22 protein-coding genes are annotated in these 20,952 nt (G+C 33.8%); 4 read left to right on the forward strand and 18 right to left on the reverse strand.

Features of this window, described 5'->3' with window-relative positions; genetic code table 11:
- Positions 1–4 precede the first annotated feature (4 nt).
- Complete coding sequence (locus UMM65_RS03830) at positions 5–1,474, forward strand: M28 family peptidase (RefSeq protein WP_321975157.1); 1,470 nt, start codon at positions 5–7, stop codon at positions 1,472–1,474.
- 12 nt (positions 1,475–1,486) lie between these two features.
- Here the strand turns inward: UMM65_RS03830 and UMM65_RS03835 are convergent, their stop codons facing one another.
- The 3 genes from UMM65_RS03835 to UMM65_RS03845 form a co-directional block, all read right to left on the reverse strand.
- Positions 1,487–1,957 (reverse strand): CYTH domain-containing protein, encoded by a 471-nt coding sequence (locus tag UMM65_RS03835; RefSeq protein ID WP_321975158.1) that lies wholly within the window; start codon positions 1,955–1,957, stop codon positions 1,487–1,489.
- An 83-nt stretch (positions 1,958–2,040) separates the two neighbouring features.
- Positions 2,041–2,649, reverse strand: a complete 609-nt coding sequence (locus UMM65_RS03840) for a fumarylacetoacetate hydrolase family protein (RefSeq protein ID WP_321975159.1) — start codon at positions 2,647–2,649, stop codon at positions 2,041–2,043.
- Between the two features lie 82 nt (positions 2,650–2,731).
- Entirely contained in the window at positions 2,732–3,571 is an 840-nt protein-coding gene (locus UMM65_RS03845) for a 1,4-dihydroxy-2-naphthoyl-CoA synthase (protein WP_321975160.1), read from the reverse strand.
- 97 nt (positions 3,572–3,668) lie between these two features.
- Between UMM65_RS03845 and UMM65_RS03850 the strand changes: the two genes are divergently transcribed.
- Positions 3,669–4,916, forward strand: a complete 1,248-nt coding sequence (locus UMM65_RS03850; protein ID WP_321975161.1) for an alpha/beta hydrolase — start codon at positions 3,669–3,671, stop codon at positions 4,914–4,916.
- Between the two features lie 153 nt (positions 4,917–5,069).
- Entirely contained in the window at positions 5,070–6,278 is a 1,209-nt protein-coding gene (locus UMM65_RS03855; RefSeq protein WP_321975162.1) for an IS256 family transposase, read from the forward strand.
- Positions 6,279–6,379: 101 nt separating this feature from the next.
- On the opposite strand, the gene menD is transcribed toward UMM65_RS03855, so the two are convergent.
- The 4 genes from menD to UMM65_RS03875 all read right to left on the reverse strand — a co-directional run bounded on the left by menD (position 6,380) and on the right by UMM65_RS03875 (position 10,769).
- Positions 6,380–8,041 carry a 2-succinyl-5-enolpyruvyl-6-hydroxy-3-cyclohexene-1-carboxylic-acid synthase gene (gene menD / locus UMM65_RS03860; protein ID WP_321975163.1) on the reverse strand — a complete coding sequence of 554 codons (1,662 nt, stop codon included), beginning with the start codon at positions 8,039–8,041 and terminating at the stop codon, positions 6,380–6,382.
- A gap of 26 nt (positions 8,042–8,067) precedes the next feature.
- Positions 8,068–9,459, reverse strand: coding sequence for a M20/M25/M40 family metallo-hydrolase (locus UMM65_RS03865; protein ID WP_321975164.1), 1,392 nt, complete (start codon positions 9,457–9,459; stop codon positions 8,068–8,070).
- Positions 9,460–9,492: 33 nt separating this feature from the next.
- A complete protein-coding gene (locus tag UMM65_RS03870; RefSeq protein WP_321975165.1) occupies positions 9,493–9,849 on the reverse strand; it encodes a four helix bundle protein in 357 nt (118 codons plus the stop codon).
- A gap of 62 nt (positions 9,850–9,911) precedes the next feature.
- A complete protein-coding gene (locus UMM65_RS03875) occupies positions 9,912–10,769 on the reverse strand; it encodes a PPK2 family polyphosphate kinase (RefSeq protein WP_321975166.1) in 858 nt (285 codons plus the stop codon).
- Positions 10,770–11,317: 548 nt separating this feature from the next.
- Here UMM65_RS03875 and UMM65_RS03880 point away from each other — a divergent pair.
- On the forward strand, positions 11,318–12,256 hold the full coding sequence (locus UMM65_RS03880; protein WP_321975167.1) for a TerC family protein: 939 nt from the start codon (positions 11,318–11,320) through the stop codon (positions 12,254–12,256).
- Between the two features lie 33 nt (positions 12,257–12,289).
- Here the strand turns inward: UMM65_RS03880 and UMM65_RS03885 are convergent, their stop codons facing one another.
- From UMM65_RS03885 to infA, 11 genes are all read right to left on the reverse strand, one after another.
- Positions 12,290–13,204, reverse strand: coding sequence for a dimethylarginine dimethylaminohydrolase family protein (locus UMM65_RS03885; protein ID WP_321975397.1), 915 nt, complete (start codon positions 13,202–13,204; stop codon positions 12,290–12,292).
- 70 nt (positions 13,205–13,274) lie between these two features.
- Positions 13,275–14,561: a citrate synthase gene (locus UMM65_RS03890; RefSeq protein ID WP_321975168.1), complete on the reverse strand. Its 1,287-nt coding sequence runs from the start codon at positions 14,559–14,561 to the stop codon at positions 13,275–13,277.
- A gap of 128 nt (positions 14,562–14,689) precedes the next feature.
- Entirely contained in the window at positions 14,690–15,982 is a 1,293-nt protein-coding gene (eno, locus tag UMM65_RS03895) for a phosphopyruvate hydratase (protein WP_321975169.1), read from the reverse strand.
- Between the two features lie 169 nt (positions 15,983–16,151).
- The gene (gene carA / locus UMM65_RS03900) at positions 16,152–17,252 is read right to left on the reverse strand and encodes a glutamine-hydrolyzing carbamoyl-phosphate synthase small subunit (protein ID WP_321975170.1); all 1,101 of its coding nucleotides are present in this window, start codon (positions 17,250–17,252) and stop codon (positions 16,152–16,154) included.
- 176 nt (positions 17,253–17,428) lie between these two features.
- Positions 17,429–17,917, reverse strand: a complete 489-nt coding sequence (gene rplQ / locus UMM65_RS03905; protein WP_321975171.1) for a 50S ribosomal protein L17 — start codon at positions 17,915–17,917, stop codon at positions 17,429–17,431.
- Positions 17,918–17,998: 81 nt separating this feature from the next.
- A complete protein-coding gene (locus tag UMM65_RS03910; RefSeq protein ID WP_321975172.1) occupies positions 17,999–18,991 on the reverse strand; it encodes a DNA-directed RNA polymerase subunit alpha in 993 nt (330 codons plus the stop codon).
- 21 nt (positions 18,992–19,012) lie between these two features.
- Positions 19,013–19,618 (reverse strand): 30S ribosomal protein S4, encoded by a 606-nt coding sequence (rpsD, locus tag UMM65_RS03915; protein ID WP_321975173.1) that lies wholly within the window; start codon positions 19,616–19,618, stop codon positions 19,013–19,015.
- Between the two features lie 140 nt (positions 19,619–19,758).
- A complete protein-coding gene (gene rpsK / locus UMM65_RS03920) occupies positions 19,759–20,154 on the reverse strand; it encodes a 30S ribosomal protein S11 (RefSeq protein ID WP_117879374.1) in 396 nt (131 codons plus the stop codon).
- A 78-nt stretch (positions 20,155–20,232) separates the two neighbouring features.
- Positions 20,233–20,607: a 30S ribosomal protein S13 gene (gene rpsM, locus UMM65_RS03925; RefSeq protein WP_321975174.1), complete on the reverse strand. Its 375-nt coding sequence runs from the start codon at positions 20,605–20,607 to the stop codon at positions 20,233–20,235.
- Positions 20,608–20,609: 2 nt separating this feature from the next.
- On the reverse strand, positions 20,610–20,726 hold the full coding sequence (gene ykgO, locus UMM65_RS03930; protein WP_013305171.1) for a type B 50S ribosomal protein L36: 117 nt from the start codon (positions 20,724–20,726) through the stop codon (positions 20,610–20,612).
- Between the two features lie 10 nt (positions 20,727–20,736).
- Positions 20,737–20,952 (reverse strand): translation initiation factor IF-1, encoded by a 216-nt coding sequence (gene infA, locus UMM65_RS03935; protein WP_321975175.1) that lies wholly within the window; start codon positions 20,950–20,952, stop codon positions 20,737–20,739.

Below are 20,952 nucleotides of genomic sequence, written 5' to 3' on the forward strand. Positions count from 1 at the left end.
TATCATGCAAAAAATAGTCCTTTTTTCCATCGCTCTTCTTATTACTTGGTCTTGTAAAGCCCAAACGGATAAAGAAAAAGTAAATGAAACCATTTCTAAAAATGATATTGAAGGTCATATTTATTTTTTAGCTTCTGATGAACTGAAAGGTCGAGAGACAGGAACTCCAGAAATAGATATTGCCGCTTCTTATTTGGCAAATTCTTTTAGGAGATATGGTGTTAAACCTGCAAATAACGGAAGTTATTACCAAACTGTTGAATTACAGAAAACTACCGCTGCAAAAGAATTGAGTGTCAAATTAAACGATATGTCTTCACCAAATATATTGCCATTACAAGGTGGTAATATTGATTATAGCGGAACTGCGGCATATTTAAATTACGGAACGGAAGAGGATTTTAAAAATAAGGATGTTAAGGGAAAAATTGTAGTTGTAAAAGCTGGTACCAAAGAGAATGAAGATGCTAGATCAGCTTTTAGAAGCGGAAGGGCAAAAACAAAGTTAGCCGAAGAAAATGGAGCTATTGGCTTAATTGAATTATCAACTCTAGATAACCAAATGTGGGATAGATTATCTCATAACTTTGGCTCGGATAAATTAGGATTAGCGGGTAGTAATGATGAGAAAGAACTACTTCATATTTGGCTACAGGATATTGATGGAAGTATTGAAAAAGCAATAAGTTCCACAAAAAATATTCCAATTGAATTAAATATTTCAGGTGTAGAAAAAAAGACAGTTCCTTCAAAAAATGTGGTAGGAATGGTAGAAGGTACAGACCCAAAATTGAAAGATGAATTTATTATCTATTCCGCTCATTATGACCACATTGGAATAGGCGAAACTAATGCGGAAAACGATTCCATTTACAACGGTGCCAGAGATAATGCAGTGGGAACAGTAACTGTTTTGAGTGCCGCAGAGAATATTGCAAAATATCCTACAAAAAGATCTGCTTTATTTATACTATTTACCGGTGAAGAAAAGGGATTATTGGGCAGTAAATGGTATGTTGAACATCCTGTGATTCCTTTAGAACAAATGGTCTATTGTTTTAATAGTGATAATGGTGGTTATAACGATACTTCAATAGCCACCATTATTGGATTAAACAGAACAACGGCTGGGGATCATATTAAAAATGCAGCGACCGAATTTGGTTTAAAGGCCATTGATGACCCTGCCGGAGAACAAGGTCTATTTGACCGATCTGACAATGTTAATTTTGCTGCCAAAGGTATTCCAGCTCCAACTTATAGCTTGGGTTTCACAGCATTTGATGCGGAAATTGGTAAATATTACCATCAAACGGCTGATAACCCGGACAATTTAGATTATGATTATTTGGAGAAGTTCTTTAAATCTTATGTTATGGCCTGTCGATTGATTGCCAATGACTCAAAAACTCCTTTTTGGATCGAGGGCGATAAATATTATAATGCTGGGAAGAGTTTGTATAATATGAAGTAAGACTTAGAAATTTTACCAGTTTTTATAAGGGTTTTTCACTAACGATGCGTTATAATACTTAGAAATTCCAGTTACTTCTTTGCCTAACCAATCGGGTTTTTCAAAACGTTCTTCTTCCGAATTTAACTCTATCTCTGCAATAACTAGACCTTCATTTTCTCCGTAAAACTCATCAACCTCAAAAGTGTGATTCTTTGATTTTATATAATATCTGCACTTATCAATTACACCAGGTTCACAGATTTTTAATAAATCCGTAGCCTCTTCAAGTGCTATTTCCTTTTCCCACTCAAACCGTGTAGTTCCTGATATATTGCCAATACCTTTAATAGTAAGATATCCTCGTTCACCAATAATACGGACACGGACAGTCCTTTCTGGCACTGAAGACAGAAAACCTTGTATGATATTTTCCTTTTTAAACGATTCTTTTTTAAAATCATCGTTCTTTATCAAAAATTTACGTTCAATTTCTTGAGCCATCAATTAGAATTAAGATGTTAGTATTAAGAATTAAGACAAAAAATAGCTGTCAATACCATTATGCGTTCTAAAATAATTAATAACTATTTGATTTTGATGCTAAACGCCTCGTTGTCCTGTAATTTTCCAATTAAAATATCGTTTTCCTTTACTTTTCCAACGCCTTCAGGTGTTCCTGTAAAAATAATATCCCCTTTTTTAAGGGTAAAGAATTGCGAAACATAGGCAATCAATTCATCAATTTTCCATAGCATGGCATTGGTACTTCCATTTTGGACTACGACTTCATTTTTTTCCAGTTGAAATTGTAAATTATCAAGATCAAATTGTTCTTTCGGGTAAAATTGACCGACAACGGCACTGCCATCAAAGGCTTTGGCTTTTTCCCAAGGCAGTCCTTTTTCTTTGCATTGTGCTTGCACATCACGAGCCGTAAAATCAATGCCCAATCCAACCTCATCATAATATTTATGGGCGAACTTAGCTTCAATATGTTTACCAACTTTATTTATTTTTACCAGCACTTCAACCTCATAATGAATATCACTAGAAAAAGGTGGAATAAAAAAAGGCATCTTTTTTGGTAAAATAGCCGAATCAGGTTTTAAAAACACCACTGGGTTTTCAGGTCTTTCATTAGCTAATTCCGCTATATGTTTAGCATAATTCCTGCCGATGCAAATTATTTTCATAATGATTATTTAGTTATGAGTTAATGAAAAACGAGTTAATGAAAAAAGCTTAAAGTCCGAAGACGGAAATTCCACTTTGAACTTACGGCAACCATTTCTTTTCAAAATTAGGCTTGCGTTTTTCTAAAAAAGCATCACGTCCTTCTTTTGCTTCATCGGTCATATACGCTAATCGTGTGGCTTCTCCTGCAAAAACTTGTTGGCCCACCATACCATCGTCCGTAAGATTCATAGCAAATTTTAACATTTTTATGGATGTAGGTGATTTTGCCAAAATTTCTTGAGCCCACTGATATGCTGTTTCTTCCAATTCCTCATGAGGAATTACCGCATTCACCATTCCCATTTCAAAAGCTTCTTGTGCGGAATAATTGCGACCTAAAAAGAAAATTTCACGAGCTTTTTTTTGTCCGACCATTTTTGCCAAATAGGCTGAACCATAGCCTCCGTCAAAACTAGTAACATCTGCATCCGTTTGTTTAAAAATAGCATGTTCTTTACTTGCCAAAGTTAAATCACAAACCACGTGCAAACTATGCCCACCCCCAACTGCCCAGCCGGGAACAACGGCAATAACAGCTTTTGGCATAAAACGAATCAATCGTTGTACTTCTAAAATATTTAGGCGGTGCATACCATCTTCACCAACGTAGCCTTGATGTCCCCTTGCTTTCTGGTCGCCACCACTACAAAAAGAATATACACCATCTTTCGATGAAGGCCCTTCCGCGGAAAGCAAGACTACGCCAATACTTGTGTCTTCTTGGGCATCATAAAAAGCATCATATAATTCACTAGTTGTTTTAGGTCGAAAAGCATTTCTAACATCAGGCCTGTTAAAGGCTATTCTAGCCACTCCATTCGCTTTTTTGTAGGTAATATCAGTATATTTTTTTACAATTTTCCAGTTTGGCTCTATCATTGATTACAATTTTATCCGATTCTATTCGTTTGTAAAGATAGAATTTAGAAAAAGAGAAAAAAAATTAACCCGATTAAAAATCCAAAAATTGTGTAATATGAAAAAATTATACCCTCTATTATTATTTTTAGCTCTGACTTTTACTGCTGTGGGCCAAAACGTTTCTTTAGAAGCATTTAAGTCCGCCGAATTAAGTGGCGAGCTAAATAGTACGCGAACCTTAAAAATTTATGTGCCCGATTCTTATCAACAAGATTCTACAAGGGTGTATCCACTAGCTATTGTTTTAGATGCGGAATACTTATTTGATATTTATGTAGCCAATTCTAAACTATTTGCTGCTAAGGATAAAGCACCAGAGCAAATTGTTGTAGGTATTTTTCAAAATCAAAAAAACGAACGTAAATCAGACTGCGAAGTAGATTTGAACAGTATGCTTACTGAAACCAGTTCAAAATTTTACAAATTCATTAAAAATGAGTTGATAGGTTATATAGAAGATAACTATAGAATTTCTCCATTTAGAACTATTGTAGGAAATACCATTACGGCAAATTTTACAAATTATTTTATGGTAGAGCCTTCGCCTATTTTTAATGCTTATGTAAACATAAACCCAAGATATTCGCAAGATATAGCAGATTTATTTAGAGGCAAAGTGCCTACTTTAGACAGACATACTTACTATTATTTAAATAATGGAGAATTTTTAGGTGAGCAAAAAAACAAAAATATTGAAACGTTATATTATGTTTTGAAAAATTTTGAAAACGAAAATTTTAAATATAAATATGATGAGTTTAACACCTCTACCAGTATTTCTTCGATAGGTCAGGCAATACCGGGTGCTATGGCTCATATTTTCGATATGTATTCTTCTATTTCTAAAGAAGAGTTTGATAATAACATTGCAGATTTATCACCAGCCGAAGCTATTGAGTATGTAGAGAAAAAATATGTTGAAATTCAGTTCTTATTTGGTGCGAATTTAAAAATCAGGGAAAGGGATATTTTTGCTATTGAATCTATCATTTTAGATAAAGAAGATGGAGCTTACCTTGAGGAATTTGGTAAAATGATTAATAGATTGTACCCTGAATCTCCAATAGGTGATTATTATATTGGTCAGTACTACGAAACTGGTAATGATTATAAAAGAGCTTTAAAATACTATAAAAACGGTTTCGCCAAAATTTCATCAGAAGATCCAAATTCAGATGGTTACTACCAAAATGTAGAGCGAGTACTTGCTAAACAAAAAAGTTTAAATAATGGTGAAATACCTGATGAAGAATTAGAAGAAGAAGTTATTGAATCGGAAGAAGGTGAAGGGACAGGACGTTAAACATTAAATTTAAAATCACAAATTCCAAAGGTAGTATCCTATAAAGTGTGTAAATAAAAAGTTATTCTGAAATATTTTGCTCCTTAAAAGAGCAAAAAATGTTTCGGAAATAACTTTTAAGTAATTATTTTTAACTTTTTATTTACACTTAAAATGACAAAAGAAGAATTATTAAGCAGTGAGTTTTTAAAACAATTTAAAGACTCTAAAGATTTTGGAAACTTTATGGACGACCTCTATAAACGGGGAGTTGAAACCATGTTGCAAGGCGAGATTGAATCTCATTTAGGCTATTCCAAAAATCAAAAGAAGAAAAACCCGGACAATAGCCGAAATGGCTATGGTAAAAAGAAGATCAAAACACAACATGGAACGTTTACCATTGATGTGCCAAGAGATCGAAAAGCGGAGTTTGAACCCCAAATAGTTCCTAAACGCAGTACTTTATCAGAAGGTATTGAAAACCTAATAGTCTCTCTTTATGCTAAAGGGATGAGCAATTCGGATATAGAATCCCAGCTCAATGAATTATATGGATTTAACGTTTCTACTTCCACAATTTCTGTGGTTACCGATAAAATTACCGGAGATATTGTCGCATGGCAAAACAGACCCTTGGAACCTACCTATTTGATTGTTTGGATGGATGCCATAGTCTTTAAAGTTAGAGAAAACTCAAGAGTTGTCAATAAAGCTGTTTATTTAGCTGTAGGCTTACGTGAAGATGGTAAAAAAGAGGTTTTGGGAATGTGGCTCGGCAAGAATGAAAGTGCCGCTTTTTGGATGTCGGTCTTAACGGATCTAAAGACCCGCGGGGTAGATGATATTTTAATAACGGTTACCGATAATCTAAATGGTTTCACAGATACAATTACGCAGGTTTTCCCAAATTCGACAAAGCAAATTTGCGTGATACATCAGATAAGAAACTCGGCCAGGTATGTTGTATGGAAAGATAAAAAGGAGTTTTCAAAAGACATGAAGCATATCTATACGGCACCTAATGCGGAAGCTGCAAGAGCAGCTTTGGAAGACTTTAAATTAAAGTGGAACGATAAATATTCTTATGCTGTTGATTCTTGGTATAAAAACTGGGAGGAGCTAACTGCTTTTTTAGATTTCCCAGTGCAGATCAGAAAGACTATTTACACCACCAATCTTATTGAAAACCTTAATGGAAAAATTAGAAAATACACCAAAAACAAGCTTTCGTTCCCAACAGATGATGCGGTTAAAAAATCCGTATTTTTGGCTCTTGGTGAAGTAACTAAAAAATGGACTATGCCCATTAGAAATTGGGGAATTATTCTAAACCAATTTTTAGCTATATTTGAACACAGGGTTCAACCCAGAAAAAATTAAACCCTATGTTTTGTATTTACACACTTTAATGGATAGTGTCATTCCAAATAACAATTTGGGTAGAATAAATTATTGAAGTCGTTCAACTTGAGCGACTTTTTTTATTGAATATGTTTAAAGTACTCCTTCAACACTTTGTCATTTAAATTATTGGGTGTAAAAATCTCTAATAATTTAGGTCTCTCAACGCTATTAAAAAAGGGTTTTAATTGATTTGACAGTTCACGTTCGTTTTTTGCTTTAAAATAATCTAATTTATACATTTTACATAAATGCTCAGCAGTTAGATTATGAGGTGTTTCAAAATAATTTAACGCATTTGTTTTTTGTGGACCGGGTAAAATTTTAAAAATACCACCCCCGCCATTATTAATTACTATTATTCTAAAATTATTGGGTATGTAGCTGTTCCACAACGCATTACTATCATAAAAAAAGCTAATATCTCCCGTAATAAAAATAGTTTGTTCCAAGTTAACAGACGCTGCCCCAATGGCAGTAGAAGTGCTCCCGTCTATGCCACTTGTGCCTCTATTACAAAAAACTTTAATTGTTGGGTTATTATCAAATAATTGTGCATAACGGACTACGGAACTATTGCCAAGTTGCAATTGCACGTTATCAGGAAGTTCACTTAAAATAACATCAAAAACTTTAAAATCAGAAAACTCAACATTTTTTATAAATTGGTTTTGTTTTTTATTCCTACTTTCTTTGATTGATAACCAATTTTTTTGATAGGCACTTTTTACTGGTTTAATTTCTTTTAAAAAATACTGAAAATATACCGTTGTCGGCAGTTTAAAATGCTGGGTAAGACAATGAAAAGTATCGGGTGCACTTTCACCATTGACATGCCAATGGTGTTCAGGCTTAAATTTTCGCAAAAACTGTTTTATCCTTTTTGAAACTATCATACCACCTAAGGTTAGTAAAATTTCTGGTTTCAATTGATCAAAGTCAACATCGTTTAAAGGAAAAATCAACTTGTCAACACTATTTATAAATTTTGGATGATGCACGTTAGACGTTGTTTCCGTAAAAATCAAAACCGATTTGTCCTTAATCAATTCTTCTAATTGCTGTTGCAATAATACATCGGGATAATGGTTACCGATTAAGACCATTTTTTTGGTAGATGTGTTCCATAACTTGGCAAAATAGTCAAAATCATAATCTATTTCTTTTTCAGTGGATATTAATTTTTTATCAATACCATTTACCGATAATGAATTGGTAGTTTCATATAACGGCTCATCAAAAGGAACATTAATATGCGTTGGACCGCCCTTTATAATTGCTAACTGAATTGCCTTAGAAATCAATGTTGCATTTTCATTTTCAAATACCTCCCCTTCAACTAAGTTGGCATTGAAAAGACTATGATTCGCAAATACATTTTCTTGACGGATGGTTTGCCCATCACCCACATCAATTAGTTGTTTCGGTCTATCTGCAGAAATAACAATCAGCAGAATATTACTGTAAAATGCTTCTGCAAATGCGGGATAATAATTTAACAATGCAGAGCCCGATGTACAAACCAAAGCCACAGGTTTTTGAGTCTGTTGTGCAATGCCTAACGCGAAAAAAGCCGCACATCGTTCATCAACAATACTATACGTTTTTATCTTAGAATGGTTAGTAAAGCCAATGGTTAAAGGGGCATTACGTGAGCCAGGAGAAATAATTACGTGTTCTATTTTATAAGCAACACAGCTTTCTACAATTAATTGAGAAAGTTGTTTTTTAGAATAAGTCATTAAGTTAATTCCTTTAATTGAGATTGTTAATTATTAATCCCGTACTGGTCAAATAAATAAATTATTGAAGCCATAGATGCTGCCCCTAATTCCAATTCACGTTTATTCACCGCTTCAAAAACATCAGCCTCGGTATGATGATAGTCGAAATAACGTTGTGAATCTGGTCTTAAGCCTAACAATACATTATCGTCTTTTTTTAACGGACCAATATCTGCTCCGCCGCCACCTCTTGCAAAAATATGTAAGTTATAGGGTTCAAATAAAGGTTTCCATTGTAGTATTTGATCATAATTTTTATCATTACAGGTAAAACCAAATCCACGTGGCGTAAAACCTCCGGAGTCAGATTCCAACGCTACAATATGTTTTTCTTTTTTCTTTTCCGCTTCTGCTGCATAAGTAGTACCTCCACTTAATCCAAATTCTTCATTGGCAAACAAAACCACTCTTAAAGTTCTTTTAGGCTTAATTTTCAATTCCTTAAACAACCTTAATACTTCCATTGATTGTACTACTCCCGCTCCGTCATCGTGAGCACCTTCGCCTAAATCCCAAGAATCTAAATGCCCACCCACGACCATAATTTCATCGGGATGACTTAGACCTTCAATTTCTCCAATCACATTAAACGACTGTGTATCGGGCAAGTTCTTACAATTTAATTTAAAGTAGAACTTAAGTTCCATATCGTCTTTCTGCTCTAACAATTTGCTCAACATTTCAGCACTGTTGGTACTAATTGCCGCAGTAGGAATTTTTTGATTTTCTTCTATATCGCCATAACGCATTGTACCCGTATGTGGTACATTATCAATTTTAGTAGTCATGGAACGGACTATAGCACCAACAGCACCATATTTACCTGCCACGGCTGCTCCATTTACACGTTGACCAACGGCAGCACCATAGGCTCTAAAAGTTTCTATTTTGTCCGCTGGCATTGGCCCATTGTAAAAAACAATTTTACCTTTAACTTTATCTCCCAATTCTTCTACTTCTTTTAAACTTTTAACTTCAATAACCTCAGCTAAAAGCCCATCTTTAGGCGTTGCGATCGATCCGCCCAACGCTCTGATATCAACATTAAATTTTCCGAACTTGGATTCTATATGAGCCTCCTCTTTATCGCCACGTACCCAATGTGGCACAGTAACGGGTTGTAGCCAAACTTTGGTAAGACCTAATTTATCCAATTCGGCTTTTGCCCAAGCTACGGCGTTTTTATCACCTTCTGAGCCTGCCAAACGATGACCAACTCTTTTGGTTAGATAGTGCAACCATGTGTAACTTCTGCCTTTAGTAAGTGCCTCAGTATATATTTTTCTAAGCTGTATTGAATCATTTTTCAAATCTGTCTGTGCAAACAGACTTGCTGTCAATAGTAATGAAATAGATAATATTAATAATTTTTTCATGTTGAATGAGTATTATGAATTAAGTACAAAGAATTAAGACTTTTTTAGCGTATTTTGTAGTGTGTAATTCATTTTACATATTTGTAAAATTTCACCTATTATTGGTTCAATTTGTTTTTTGGATGTTAATTTTAGCCTTTCTGAGAGATATAATTGTGTCAATAGCTCAAAAGAAGAACCATTAGCTATACCCAAAAACTGTTTGAATTCCCCATTTGAATTTCGACCTGCACCTTCTGCAATATTTGACGGAATAGATACCGCACTTCTTCTAATTTGTGAAGTTAAATTAAATTTTTCTTCTTTTGGAAAATTTTCGGTCAACAAGTAACAGTTCTCTGTAATATCCATTGCTTTATTCCAAATTTTCAATTCTTCAAATCGATGCATCTTAATAATTTTATTGTTATACTTTTTTTCTTAATACTTAATTCTTTGTACTTAATACTATATCAACCTTTATCCAATTGCTCTCTAAATTCTGACAACCGAGCTTTGGTTTTCTCATCCAATTCAGGATATCTAATGTCGTCGTAAGATTCTAGAGTTTCTAAAATAATTTCGGCTACAATTATTCGTGCAGTAGGTTTGTCATCTGCCGGTATGATATACCATGGTGCCTTTTCAGTTGAAGTTCTATTAATGGCATCTCGATAAAAGTCTTGATATTTATTCCAAAGTTTACGTTCTTTTAAATCGTCGGCAGAAAATTTCCAATTTTTATTCTCTTTTTCAATCCTACGTAATAACCTATTTTTTTGCTCTTCTTTTGATAGATGTAAAAAAAATTTTAAAACAATCGTTCCGTTTTCAGCAATATGTTGTTCAAAATTAGTAATATGTTCCATTCTTTTATGGAAAAACTCATCATTAATATCATTAATATTTTTTACCGAGGGTATGTTTTCACCTAAAATATATTCGGGATGCACTCTGGTAACCAGCACGTTTTCGTAATGTGTACGGTTAAAAACGCCTATTTTACCTCTTTGGGGCAAAGCCACATAATGTCGCCATAAATAATCGTGTTTTAATTCGTTTTCTGTAGGCACTTTAAAACTATGTACTACCACTCCCCTGGCATTTACCTGTTTAAAAACTTCTCTGATCAAACTGTCTTTGCCCGATGTGTCCATACCTTGCAGGCACACCAACATGCTATATTTACCATGAGCATACATTTTATCCTGCACATCGCTAAGTTGTTTTCTTGCTATTTTGAGCTTTTTTTTGGCATCAACATCAACTTCTTTTGTTACAATTTCAGTCAGGTTTATGGGTGATGTAATTTTATATTTACTACTTATCATTTTTTTTGTTTTGCCGGGTTAAAATTAGGTAAATTATTCTGTTCGGGAAAGTATAATTATTTATTGGTTTTCTTAATTATCAGAACTTTTAAGGCTTTCTTCTAATAATTAAAACCTCGTCATCAGAAAATTCTATCCAAGCAAAGTCGTAAAGATGATGGTACATTTTACCCTGTTTAATGATATTGAAATGTGTTATATACTTAAAATTAAATTTCTTTCTGGCAAGTGTCAATCTTTTTAATTTTTTCTGATGCGTGTTTTTGCCTAAAAATCTAATAGGATAAATCTATTTCTATATGAAATTTTATCAATTTCCTTCGTCTTACGATTACAAAGAACTTTCTCGCTAACGCTGAAAAACGAAATGAAAAATAAAAACGGCATACTGCAAAGAACTGAGCTAACAAACAATGTAAGCTGTAAATTGTTGACTTCTATAGAATTCCTTTCTAGAAATTGTTTATTAAGCAAAAATAATTTTTATTTACGTTAAAATTGAATGTTAAAAAACGGTATTTTCGCACTCAATTTATAGATAAAATTTTATGCTTGTTTGGGGACTGTTTATTTTAGCCATTTTAATTTTTTTAGCGTTAGATCTTGGGGTTTTTAATAAAAACCCACATGTTATAAGTATTAAAGAAGCATCTGCTTGGACCACGGTTTGGGTAACTTTGTCCTTTGCATTTTCAGCAGTAGTTTATTGGCTTTACGGTTCTGGGAATATTGCCAACCCCGACCAGTTGACCGCTACCGACGCTACTATAAAATATATTACCGGTTATTTAATAGAACTCTCCTTAAGTATTGATAATATCTTTGTGATAGCTGTTATTTTCACCTCTTTTAATATTCCATTAAAATACCAGCATCGTGTACTGTTTTGGGGAATTTTAGGTGCTATCGTTTTTAGGGCTTTAATGATATTTTTTGGTGTAGTACTTATTAATAAATTCAGTTTTACAACGTACGTTTTTGGTGCTTTTTTATTGTTTACCGCCTATAAAATGTTAACTCAAAAAGAGGAGGCCTACAACCCAAAAAATTCTTTTGTATATAGAAATTTAAGAAAAGTAATGCCCATTACCACACAAATGGATGGTCAGAAATTTTTTATAAAAATAAAGCACATCAAAGCGGCCACACCATTATTTATAGCTTTAATTGTCATAGAGTTTACCGATATTTTATTCGCATTGGATTCTGTTCCTGCTATTTTGGCGATTACTTCCGATCCGTTTTTGGTGTTTAGTTCCAATATTTTTGCCATTTTAGGATTGCGTTCCATGTATTTCTTTTTATCAAATATGCTTGCCAAATTTGAATATCTTAAATACAGTTTGGTAGCTATTTTAACCTTTGTTGGTGTAAAATTAATTTTGGCACATCATTACAAATTCCCAGAATGGGTTTCGTTAACTTTTATTGGATCGTCATTGCTCATTGGTATTTTAGTTTCGCTAAAAAAATCAGGTAAATCTTAGATTTTTAAAACTAAAAATATGATAATAATGCTGTTAACCTCGAATTAGCGGCATTGTGGAACATCGTAACAATCCTTCTTGTTTGGCAACTTCGGCATACGGAATTTCTTCAACTATAAAACCTTGTTGGCGTAACCATGTATTTAATCTAGTAAAATTTTGTTCAGAAACCACTACCCTTTCAGAAATGGAAAAAATATTGCTGTTCATGTTATACATTTCTTCTTTGGTAATTTCAAAAATATTTTCAAGACCAAAATAATTGACCAACCAATTGTATTCATCTTCAATTAAAAATCCGTTTTTGTGCAAAATGGCTTTATCTTTACCAACAGGCTGAAAACAACAATCTAAATGCAAAGCATTTTCTTTGGCCTTGGTATTGGATTTCCGTAATTCAAAAGACTTTACTTTTTTATGAGGAAATAATTCTTGTAAGGCTTCAACTGCATGGCGGTTAGTACGTGCCGTAATCAAATCAGGATAATCTTCGCCAGTATAAATGCCCACAAAAATATATTCGTTCCAAGGCATTACATCTCCGCCTTCTACATGTACTTTTTCCGCAAATTTGATTACCTTTTTAGGGTCGATCTGAGCAATTACATGTTCAATTGCCTCAATTTCCCTTTCTCTATCAGGTAATATATTCGATTTTATAAATTTATCTTCGATTACAAAAGCAATATCCCTAGCAAAAATTTGATTTACACCTTCTAGAACATGTGGTCGATATACTTTAACGTCATACTTTTTTAAGGCTTTTGAAAAAGCTTCCATCTCATTTACCATATCTTCTTCTTTAGGATAAGTTCCCGCTAAAATATGCTCCCGTGATTTAGGGTCATAGGCTTCTTCAAAAGTAGGTGTGGTTCCATTATTGTGTGCAATGCCCAAAACCACCGCCCTTAATCGGGAAGTTTCATTTTGTATATTCAACTTTATCATAGTATCAAAAAGAAAATGCCATTTTATCCAAAAATATGGAAAAAACGGCATACACACTATTTTAAAAAATTTATCTTTTATCTAAAGGAACAAAAGACCTGAGCGTTTTACCAATATATATTTGACGGGGTCTGCCAATAGGTTCTTTATTAAGACGCATTTCTCTCCACTGGGCAATCCATCCTGGCAAGCGGCCTAAAGCGAACATCACTGTAAACATATCTGTTGGAATGCCTAAAGCACGGTAAATAACACCTGAATAAAAATCGACGTTTGGATAGAGTTTTCTATCTACAAAATATTTATCTTCTAAAGCTTCTTTTTCCAATCCTTTGGCTATATCTAGTATAGGGTCTTCAATACCTAAATCATCTAAAATAGCATCTGCCGCTTTTTTAATAATCTTTGCTCTAGGATCAAAATTCTTATATACCCTGTGTCCAAAGCCCATTAATCGGAAAGGGTCGTTTTTATCCTTTGCTTTGGCCATATATTTTTTGGTATCGCCTCCGTCCTCCTTTATGGCTTCCAGCATTTCAATAACCGCTTGGTTTGCACCGCCATGCAATGGCCCCCAAAGGGCTGAAATTCCCGAAGCCAAAGAAACAAATAATCCTGCGTGAGAGGAACCAGCTATTCGTACTGTGCTTGTAGAACAATTTTGCTCATGATCAGCATGTAAAATCAATAGTTTGTCCAACGCTTCCACTACGATGGGGTTTAAAATATATTCTTCATTAGGTTGTCTAAACATCATTCGTAATACGTTTTCTACATAACCCAACGATTTACTACCATAATTTAAAGGTAATCCCATTTTTTTACGCATAGTCCAAGCCACTAATACAGGGAATTTACCCAATATCCTTACAATCGCTTTATACATGGCTTCTTCAGAGCTGATATCAACTGAAATTGGATTAAATGCAGTTAACGCACTTGTTAGAGAAGATAACACACCCATAGGATGTGCTGATTTAGGAAAGGCATCTAAAATTTTTTTAACATCTTCATCTACAACTGATTGTTCTTTAATATCGTTATGGAATTTTTCCAATTGTTCAGAATTTGGCAATTCTCCAAAAATAAGCAAGTAAGCCACTTCCAAAAAATCTGCTTTTTCGGCTAGTTCTTCAATAGCATAACCTCTATAGCGTAAAACTCCTTTTTCACCATCTAAAAAAGTAATGGCACTCTCACATGAACCCGTATTTTTAAAACCTGGATCTAAAGTTATCAAACCGCCAGTACTCCCTCGAAGTGAGCTAATATTTATGGCCAGTTCATCCTCTGTACCTTTTATAATGGGGAATTCGTAAGATTTACCGTTTACCGCTAAAGTTGCTTTGTCAGACATATTATTGTGTAGATTTTGTTAAATAATTGAATAAGGCTAATTTACAAAAATTACTATAAATTATTTATGAAAAGAGCATAAAAAAAGCGGTTAAACAATATTACCGCTTTTTACAGTATGTAAACAAATTATTTAACCTTGAATGCCTTTTGTTGCGGGTAATAGGCAACATCTCCCAATTCTTCCTCAATACGCAACAATTGATTGTATTTTGCCATTCTGTCGGAACGAGAAGCTGAACCTGTTTTAATCTGACCACAATTTAAGGCAACCGCCAAATCAGCAATGGTATTGTCTTCTGTCTCACCAGAACGGTGACTCATAACCGAAGTAAAGCCTGCATCTTTAGCCATATTTACAGCTGCTATAGTTTCCGTAAGCGTACCTATTTGGTTTACTTTAATTAAAATTGAATTTGCAATTCCGTTTTCAATTCCCCTACCCAATCTTTCAACATTGGTTACGAATAAATCATCACCGACCAACTGTACTTTATCGCCAATTTTATCAGTCAATGCTTTCCAACCGTCCCAATCATTCTCGTCCATACCATCTTCTATGGAAATGATAGGATATTTAGAGGATAAATCTGCTAAATATTGAGCTTGCTCTTCTGATGTTCTAACTACGCCTGAATCTCCTTCAAACTTTTTATAATCATATTTTCCATCTTTATAAAATTCAGCAGCGGCACAATCTAAAGCGATCATAATTTCGTCACCAAGCTTATATCCTGCATTAGAAACCGCTTTTGCTATAGTGTCCAAAGCATCTTCCGTACCACCCGCTAGGTTTGGTGCAAATCCACCTTCGTCACCCACAGCTGTGCTTAAACCCCTGTCATGTAACACTTTTTTTAGGTGATGAAAAATTTCTGTGCCCATTTGTAATGCCTGAGTAAAGTTCTTAGCCTTAACCGGCATAACCATAAACTCTTGAAAAGCGATCGGAGCATCTGAATGTGAACCACCATTAATTATATTCATCATTGGTACTGGTAAAGTTTTTGCCGAAACACCACCAACATAACGATAAAGAGGCATGCCCAATTCGTTAGCTGCGGCTTTAGCCACCGCCAAAGAAACACCTAAAATGGCATTGGCTCCTAATTTTGATTTGTTTGGCGTACCATCTAAATCTATCATTGTTTTATCGATCAAAGCTTGTTCAAATACGGAACTGCCTATTAATTCTTCAGCAATTTTATCATTAACATTGGCAACAGCTTTTAATACACCTTTACCCATATAGGCTGAGTCTCCATCACGTAATTCAACAGCTTCATGCTCTCCCGTTGAAGCTCCCGAAGGTACGGCAGCTCTGCCTAAAATTCCACTTTCTGTAACCACATCTACCTCTACGGTAGGGTTTCCTCTTGAATCAAAAATTTGACGTGCGTGAATGTTAATTATAATGCTCATGATCTTTTTATTTATTGATTATTTTTATTTTTTCTGTGGATTACTACAGCGTAAAGTTACGAAATTGCCAGCGTCTTTATGATTGAAATCGACTATTTATACGACAACGTTTTCGCTGAGCGATTAGACCTATAAGGTCTTGGAGACCTTGCAGGTCAACTTCCAATTCCTAATTTTCAATCATTTCAAAAAATTGATCAAAAAGATATTCGGCATCATTAGGTCCAGGACTAGCCTCTGGATGATATTGGACAGAAAAACACTTTTTGTCTTTTATGCGAATGCCTGCAACGGTATCATCATTTAAATGTATGTGCGTAATTTCTACATTTGGATTTTTTTCAGTTTCTTCTTTATTGATTGCAAAACCATGATTTTGTGAAGTAATTTCTCCTTTGCCAGATATCATATTTTTTACTGGATGATTTATCCCTCTGTGGCCATGATGCATTTTATAAGTGCTAATACCATTGGCCAGTGCAATTACTTGATGCCCTAAACAAATACCGAACAACGGTAAATTTTTATCAATAATTTCTTTAGCGACCTGTTGGGCTTCAACCAACGGTTCAGGATCTCCTGGCCCATTTGACAAGAAATAACCATCGGGACTAAAGCTATTCATTTCTTCAAAAGTTGCATTATATGGAAATACCTTTATATAAGCGTCTCTCTTTTCTAAATTTCTTAAAATATTCTTTTTGATGCCTATATCCAAGGCTGATATCTTGTATTTTGCACTTTTATTACCAACATAATATGGTTTTTGGGTTGATACTTTAGAGGCCAACTCCAATCCATCCATATTAGGTACTTCTGCCAATTGTTCTTTTAACTTTTCAATATCATTTACTTCAGTAGAAATGATTGCGTTCATTGCACCGTTTTCCCTAATGTAAGTTACCAAAGCTCTTGTATCAACATCAGAAATGGCTATTAAATTATGCTTTTCAAACCAATCTTTTAAGGAGCCATCGGCATCAGGTCGAGAATAATCAAAACTAAAATTTCTGCATATTAATCCGGCTATTTTTATGCCTTCGGACTCCACCTCTTTATCGTTAACACCATAATTACCTATATGTGCATTGGTGGCTACCATTAACTGCCCATAATATGAAGGGTCGGTAAAAATTTCCTGATAACCCGTCATGCCCGTATTAAAACAGATTTCCCCTGTAGAAGAGCCTTCAATACCTATAGATTTTCCTTCAAAAATAGTTCCGTCAGCCAGTAGAACAATTGCCTTTTTTCTTGTTTGATATTTCATTGATTAGTTTATTTTTAAAACATATTAAACAGTCACAAACCGACTATTTTTTTAAATTCATACATCGGTTGGAGTTAATCATATTTTTTAAATGTCCTTTATGCACCAAAAATAATATAAAAAAAAGGATAAACTAAACTAGCTTATCCTTTTTATATTTAATGTTTATTAACATTCTATTCTTCCTCTTCAGATTTAGAAGCTTTTTTATCTGCTACTGGTACTGGCGGAACAACATTAGCTTTTTTACCGCCTCTTCTACTTCTTCTGGTAGTTTTCTTTTTATTACCATTAGGATTATAGGTGGTATTATAATCAACCAATTCTACCATAGCCATATCAGCGTTATCACCCAATCGATTACCTAATTTGATAATACGTACGTAACCACCTGGTCTGTCAGCAACCTTAGTTGCAACTTCTCTAAATAATTCTGAAACTGCCTCTTTTTGTCTTAAATAACTGAAAACAACTCTTCTATTGTGAGTAGTATCAGATTTAGATTTAGTTATTAAAGGTTCTACAAACTGTCTTAATGCTTTACCTTTAGCAACAGTAGTATTAATACGCTTATGCTCTATTAAAGAACATGCCATATTAGCTAACATTGCTTTTCTATGAGCAGTTTTTCTACTTAAATGGTTAAATTTCTTTCCGTGTCTCATCTTATTTTATATATTAGATTTTAGCTGTGAGGGTTTTGTGCTTTATAAATCAAAAACCTCTATTTCTAAATCTATATTTTTTTATTCTTTGTCTAACTTGTATTTGCTTAAGTCCATTCCGAAAGTTAGTCCTTTTACATTCACTAACTCATCTAGTTCAGTTAATGATTTTTTACCAAAATTTCTGAATTTCATTAAATCGTTTTTATTGAAAGATACTAAATCGCCTAATGTATCAACTTCAGCAGCTTTTAAACAATTTAAAGCTCTTACTGAAAGATCCATATCAATCAATCTTGTTTTCAACAACTGTCTCATGTGAAGTGATTCTTCATCATAAGTTTCTGTTTGTGCAATTTCATCAGCTTCTAATGTAATACGCTCATCAGAGAATAACATAAAGTGATGGATTAATATTTTTGCAGCTTCAGTTAATGCATCTTTAGGGTTTATGGAACCATCGGTAACAATATCAAAGATCAGTTTTTCATAATCCGTTTTTTGTTCCACACGAAAGTTCTCAACTGCATATTTTACATTTTTTATAGGTGTAAAGATAGCATCGGTAAATATTGTTCCTAGAGGAGCATTTGATTTTTTATTTTCTTCTGATAATACGAAGCCTCTACCTTTTTCAATGGTAAATTCTAAATCAAGTTTAACTGATTTTTCCATATTACAGATTACCAAATCAGGATTTAACACTTGAAATCCTGAAATAAAATTTTGAAAATCTCCTGCAGTTAATTGATCTTTACCTGTTACGGTAACGGTTACAGTCTCATTTTCTGTTTCTTCAATCTGTTGTTTAAAACGAACTTGTTTTAGGTTTAACACCATCTCAGTAACGTCTTCTACAACACCTTTTACCGTAGAAAATTCATGCTCAACACCTTCAATTCTTAAAGATGTAATTGCGTAACCTTCTAAAGAAGATAATAAAACTCTACGTAATGCATTACCAACAGTTAAACCATAACCTGGTTCTAAAGGTCTGAATTCAAATCTACCTTCAAAATCGGTAGATTCTATCATTATTACTTTATCGGGTTTTTGAAAATTTAATATTGCCATAAGTTCAATTACTTTCTTTAATTATTTAGAGTATAATTCTACAATAAACTGTTCGTTAATATTTTCTGGTATTTGAATTCTCTCAGGTACAGTTACAAAAGTACCTTGCATAGTATCTCCATTCCAGTTTAACCACTCATATACTGCACTATTGTTAGCCAATGAGTTTTCAATAGCCACTAAAGATTTAGATTTTTCTCTAACTCCGATAACATCACCTTCTTTTAAAGAATATGAAGGAATGTTAACCAATTCTCCGTTAACAGTAATATGTCTGTGTGATACTAATTGACGAGCTCCACTACGTGATGGCGAAATACCTAATCTGTAAACTACGTTATCTAACCTAGACTCACATAACTGTAACAAAATTTCACCAGTAATACCCCTACTTCTAGAAGCTTTTTCGAATAAATTTCTAAACTGACGCTCTAAAATTCCGTAAGTGTATTTTGCTTTTTGCTTTTCCATTAACTGGACAGCATATTCAGATTTTTTACCACGACGACGGTTGTTACCATGTTGTCCCGGTGGGTAATTTCTTTTTTCGAATGATTTGTCATCTCCGAAGATTGCCTCGCCAAATTTACGAGCAATTTTAGTTTTTGGTCCTGTATATCTTGCCATTTCGTTTGTTTTATAAAAGGGATTATGAATTAAGGCTTATCCTTCGATAATCTATAGTTCCTTTTAATTGATTAAATATTATATTAACAGTTACTAAATTGTATTCAGTATTATTTCAGAGCAATTGAAATTAACTCAATTTATACTCTACGTCTTTTTGGAGGACGGCATCCGTTGTGTGGCAAAGGTGTAACATCAATAATCTCTGTTACTTCAATACCAGCATTATGTATGGTTCTAATAGCAGATTCCCTGCCATTACCTGGACCTTTTACATAAACTTTTACTTTTCTCAGCCCAGCTTCATGTGCTACTTTAGCACAATCTTCAGCAGCGGTTTGTGCAGCATAAGGTGTGTTCTTTTTAGAACCTCTAAACCCTTGCTTGCCCGCAGAAGACCAAGAAATCACATCTCCTTTTTTATTGGTTAAAGAAATGATGATATTATTGAATGTAGCCTGAATATGAGCTTCACCAATAGCATCAACAACAACTTTACGTTTTTTTGAACTTGCTTTTGAACTTGTTTTTGCCATAATTAATAGTCATTGGTGGTAGTAGTTGGTCAGCGAATTATATTATAATTTTAGCCGAAAACTATTAACCGATATAAATTATTTAGTTGCTTTCTTTTTATTTGCAACAGTTTTTCTTTTACCTTTTCTAGTTCTAGAATTATTTTTAGTTCTTTGACCTCTTAAAGGTAAACCAGATCTATGACGAATACCTCTATAACAACCAATGTCCATTAATCGTTTAATGTTCATTTGAGTTTCTGAACGCAATTCACCTTCAATAGTATAAGTACCTACTTGTTCTCTAATGTTACTGATTTCATCGTCAGTCCAATCTTGAACTTTAGTGCTTTCGTCAACTTTCGCATTTGCTAAGATTTCCTTAGCTCTGTTTCTACCAACACCGTAAATATAAGTTAATGAAATAACTCCTCTTTTGTTTTTTGGTATGTCAATACCTGCTATTCTTGCCATAATTATCCTTGTCTTTGTTTAAATCTAGGATTCTTTTTATTGATTACATATAATCTACCTTTTCTGCGAACTATTTTGCAGTCGGCACTTCTCTTTTTTACTGATGCTCTTACCTTCATCGTTATATTTTTAGTATCTGTACGTTATGCGAGCCTTAGTTAAATCATAAGGACTCATTTCTAATTTTACTTTATCTCCAGGTAACAATTTAATATAGTGCATTCGCATTTTACCTGAAATATGTGCGGTAACAATATGACCATTTTCTAGTTCAACTCGAAACATAGCATTTGATAATGCTTCTATAATTGTTCCGTCTTGTTCTATTGCTTTTTGTTTTGCCAT

Source organism: Aureibaculum koreense, from assembly GCF_034296135.1.
In the GTDB taxonomy this organism is placed as follows: Bacteria; Bacteroidota; Bacteroidia; order Flavobacteriales; family Flavobacteriaceae; genus Aureibaculum.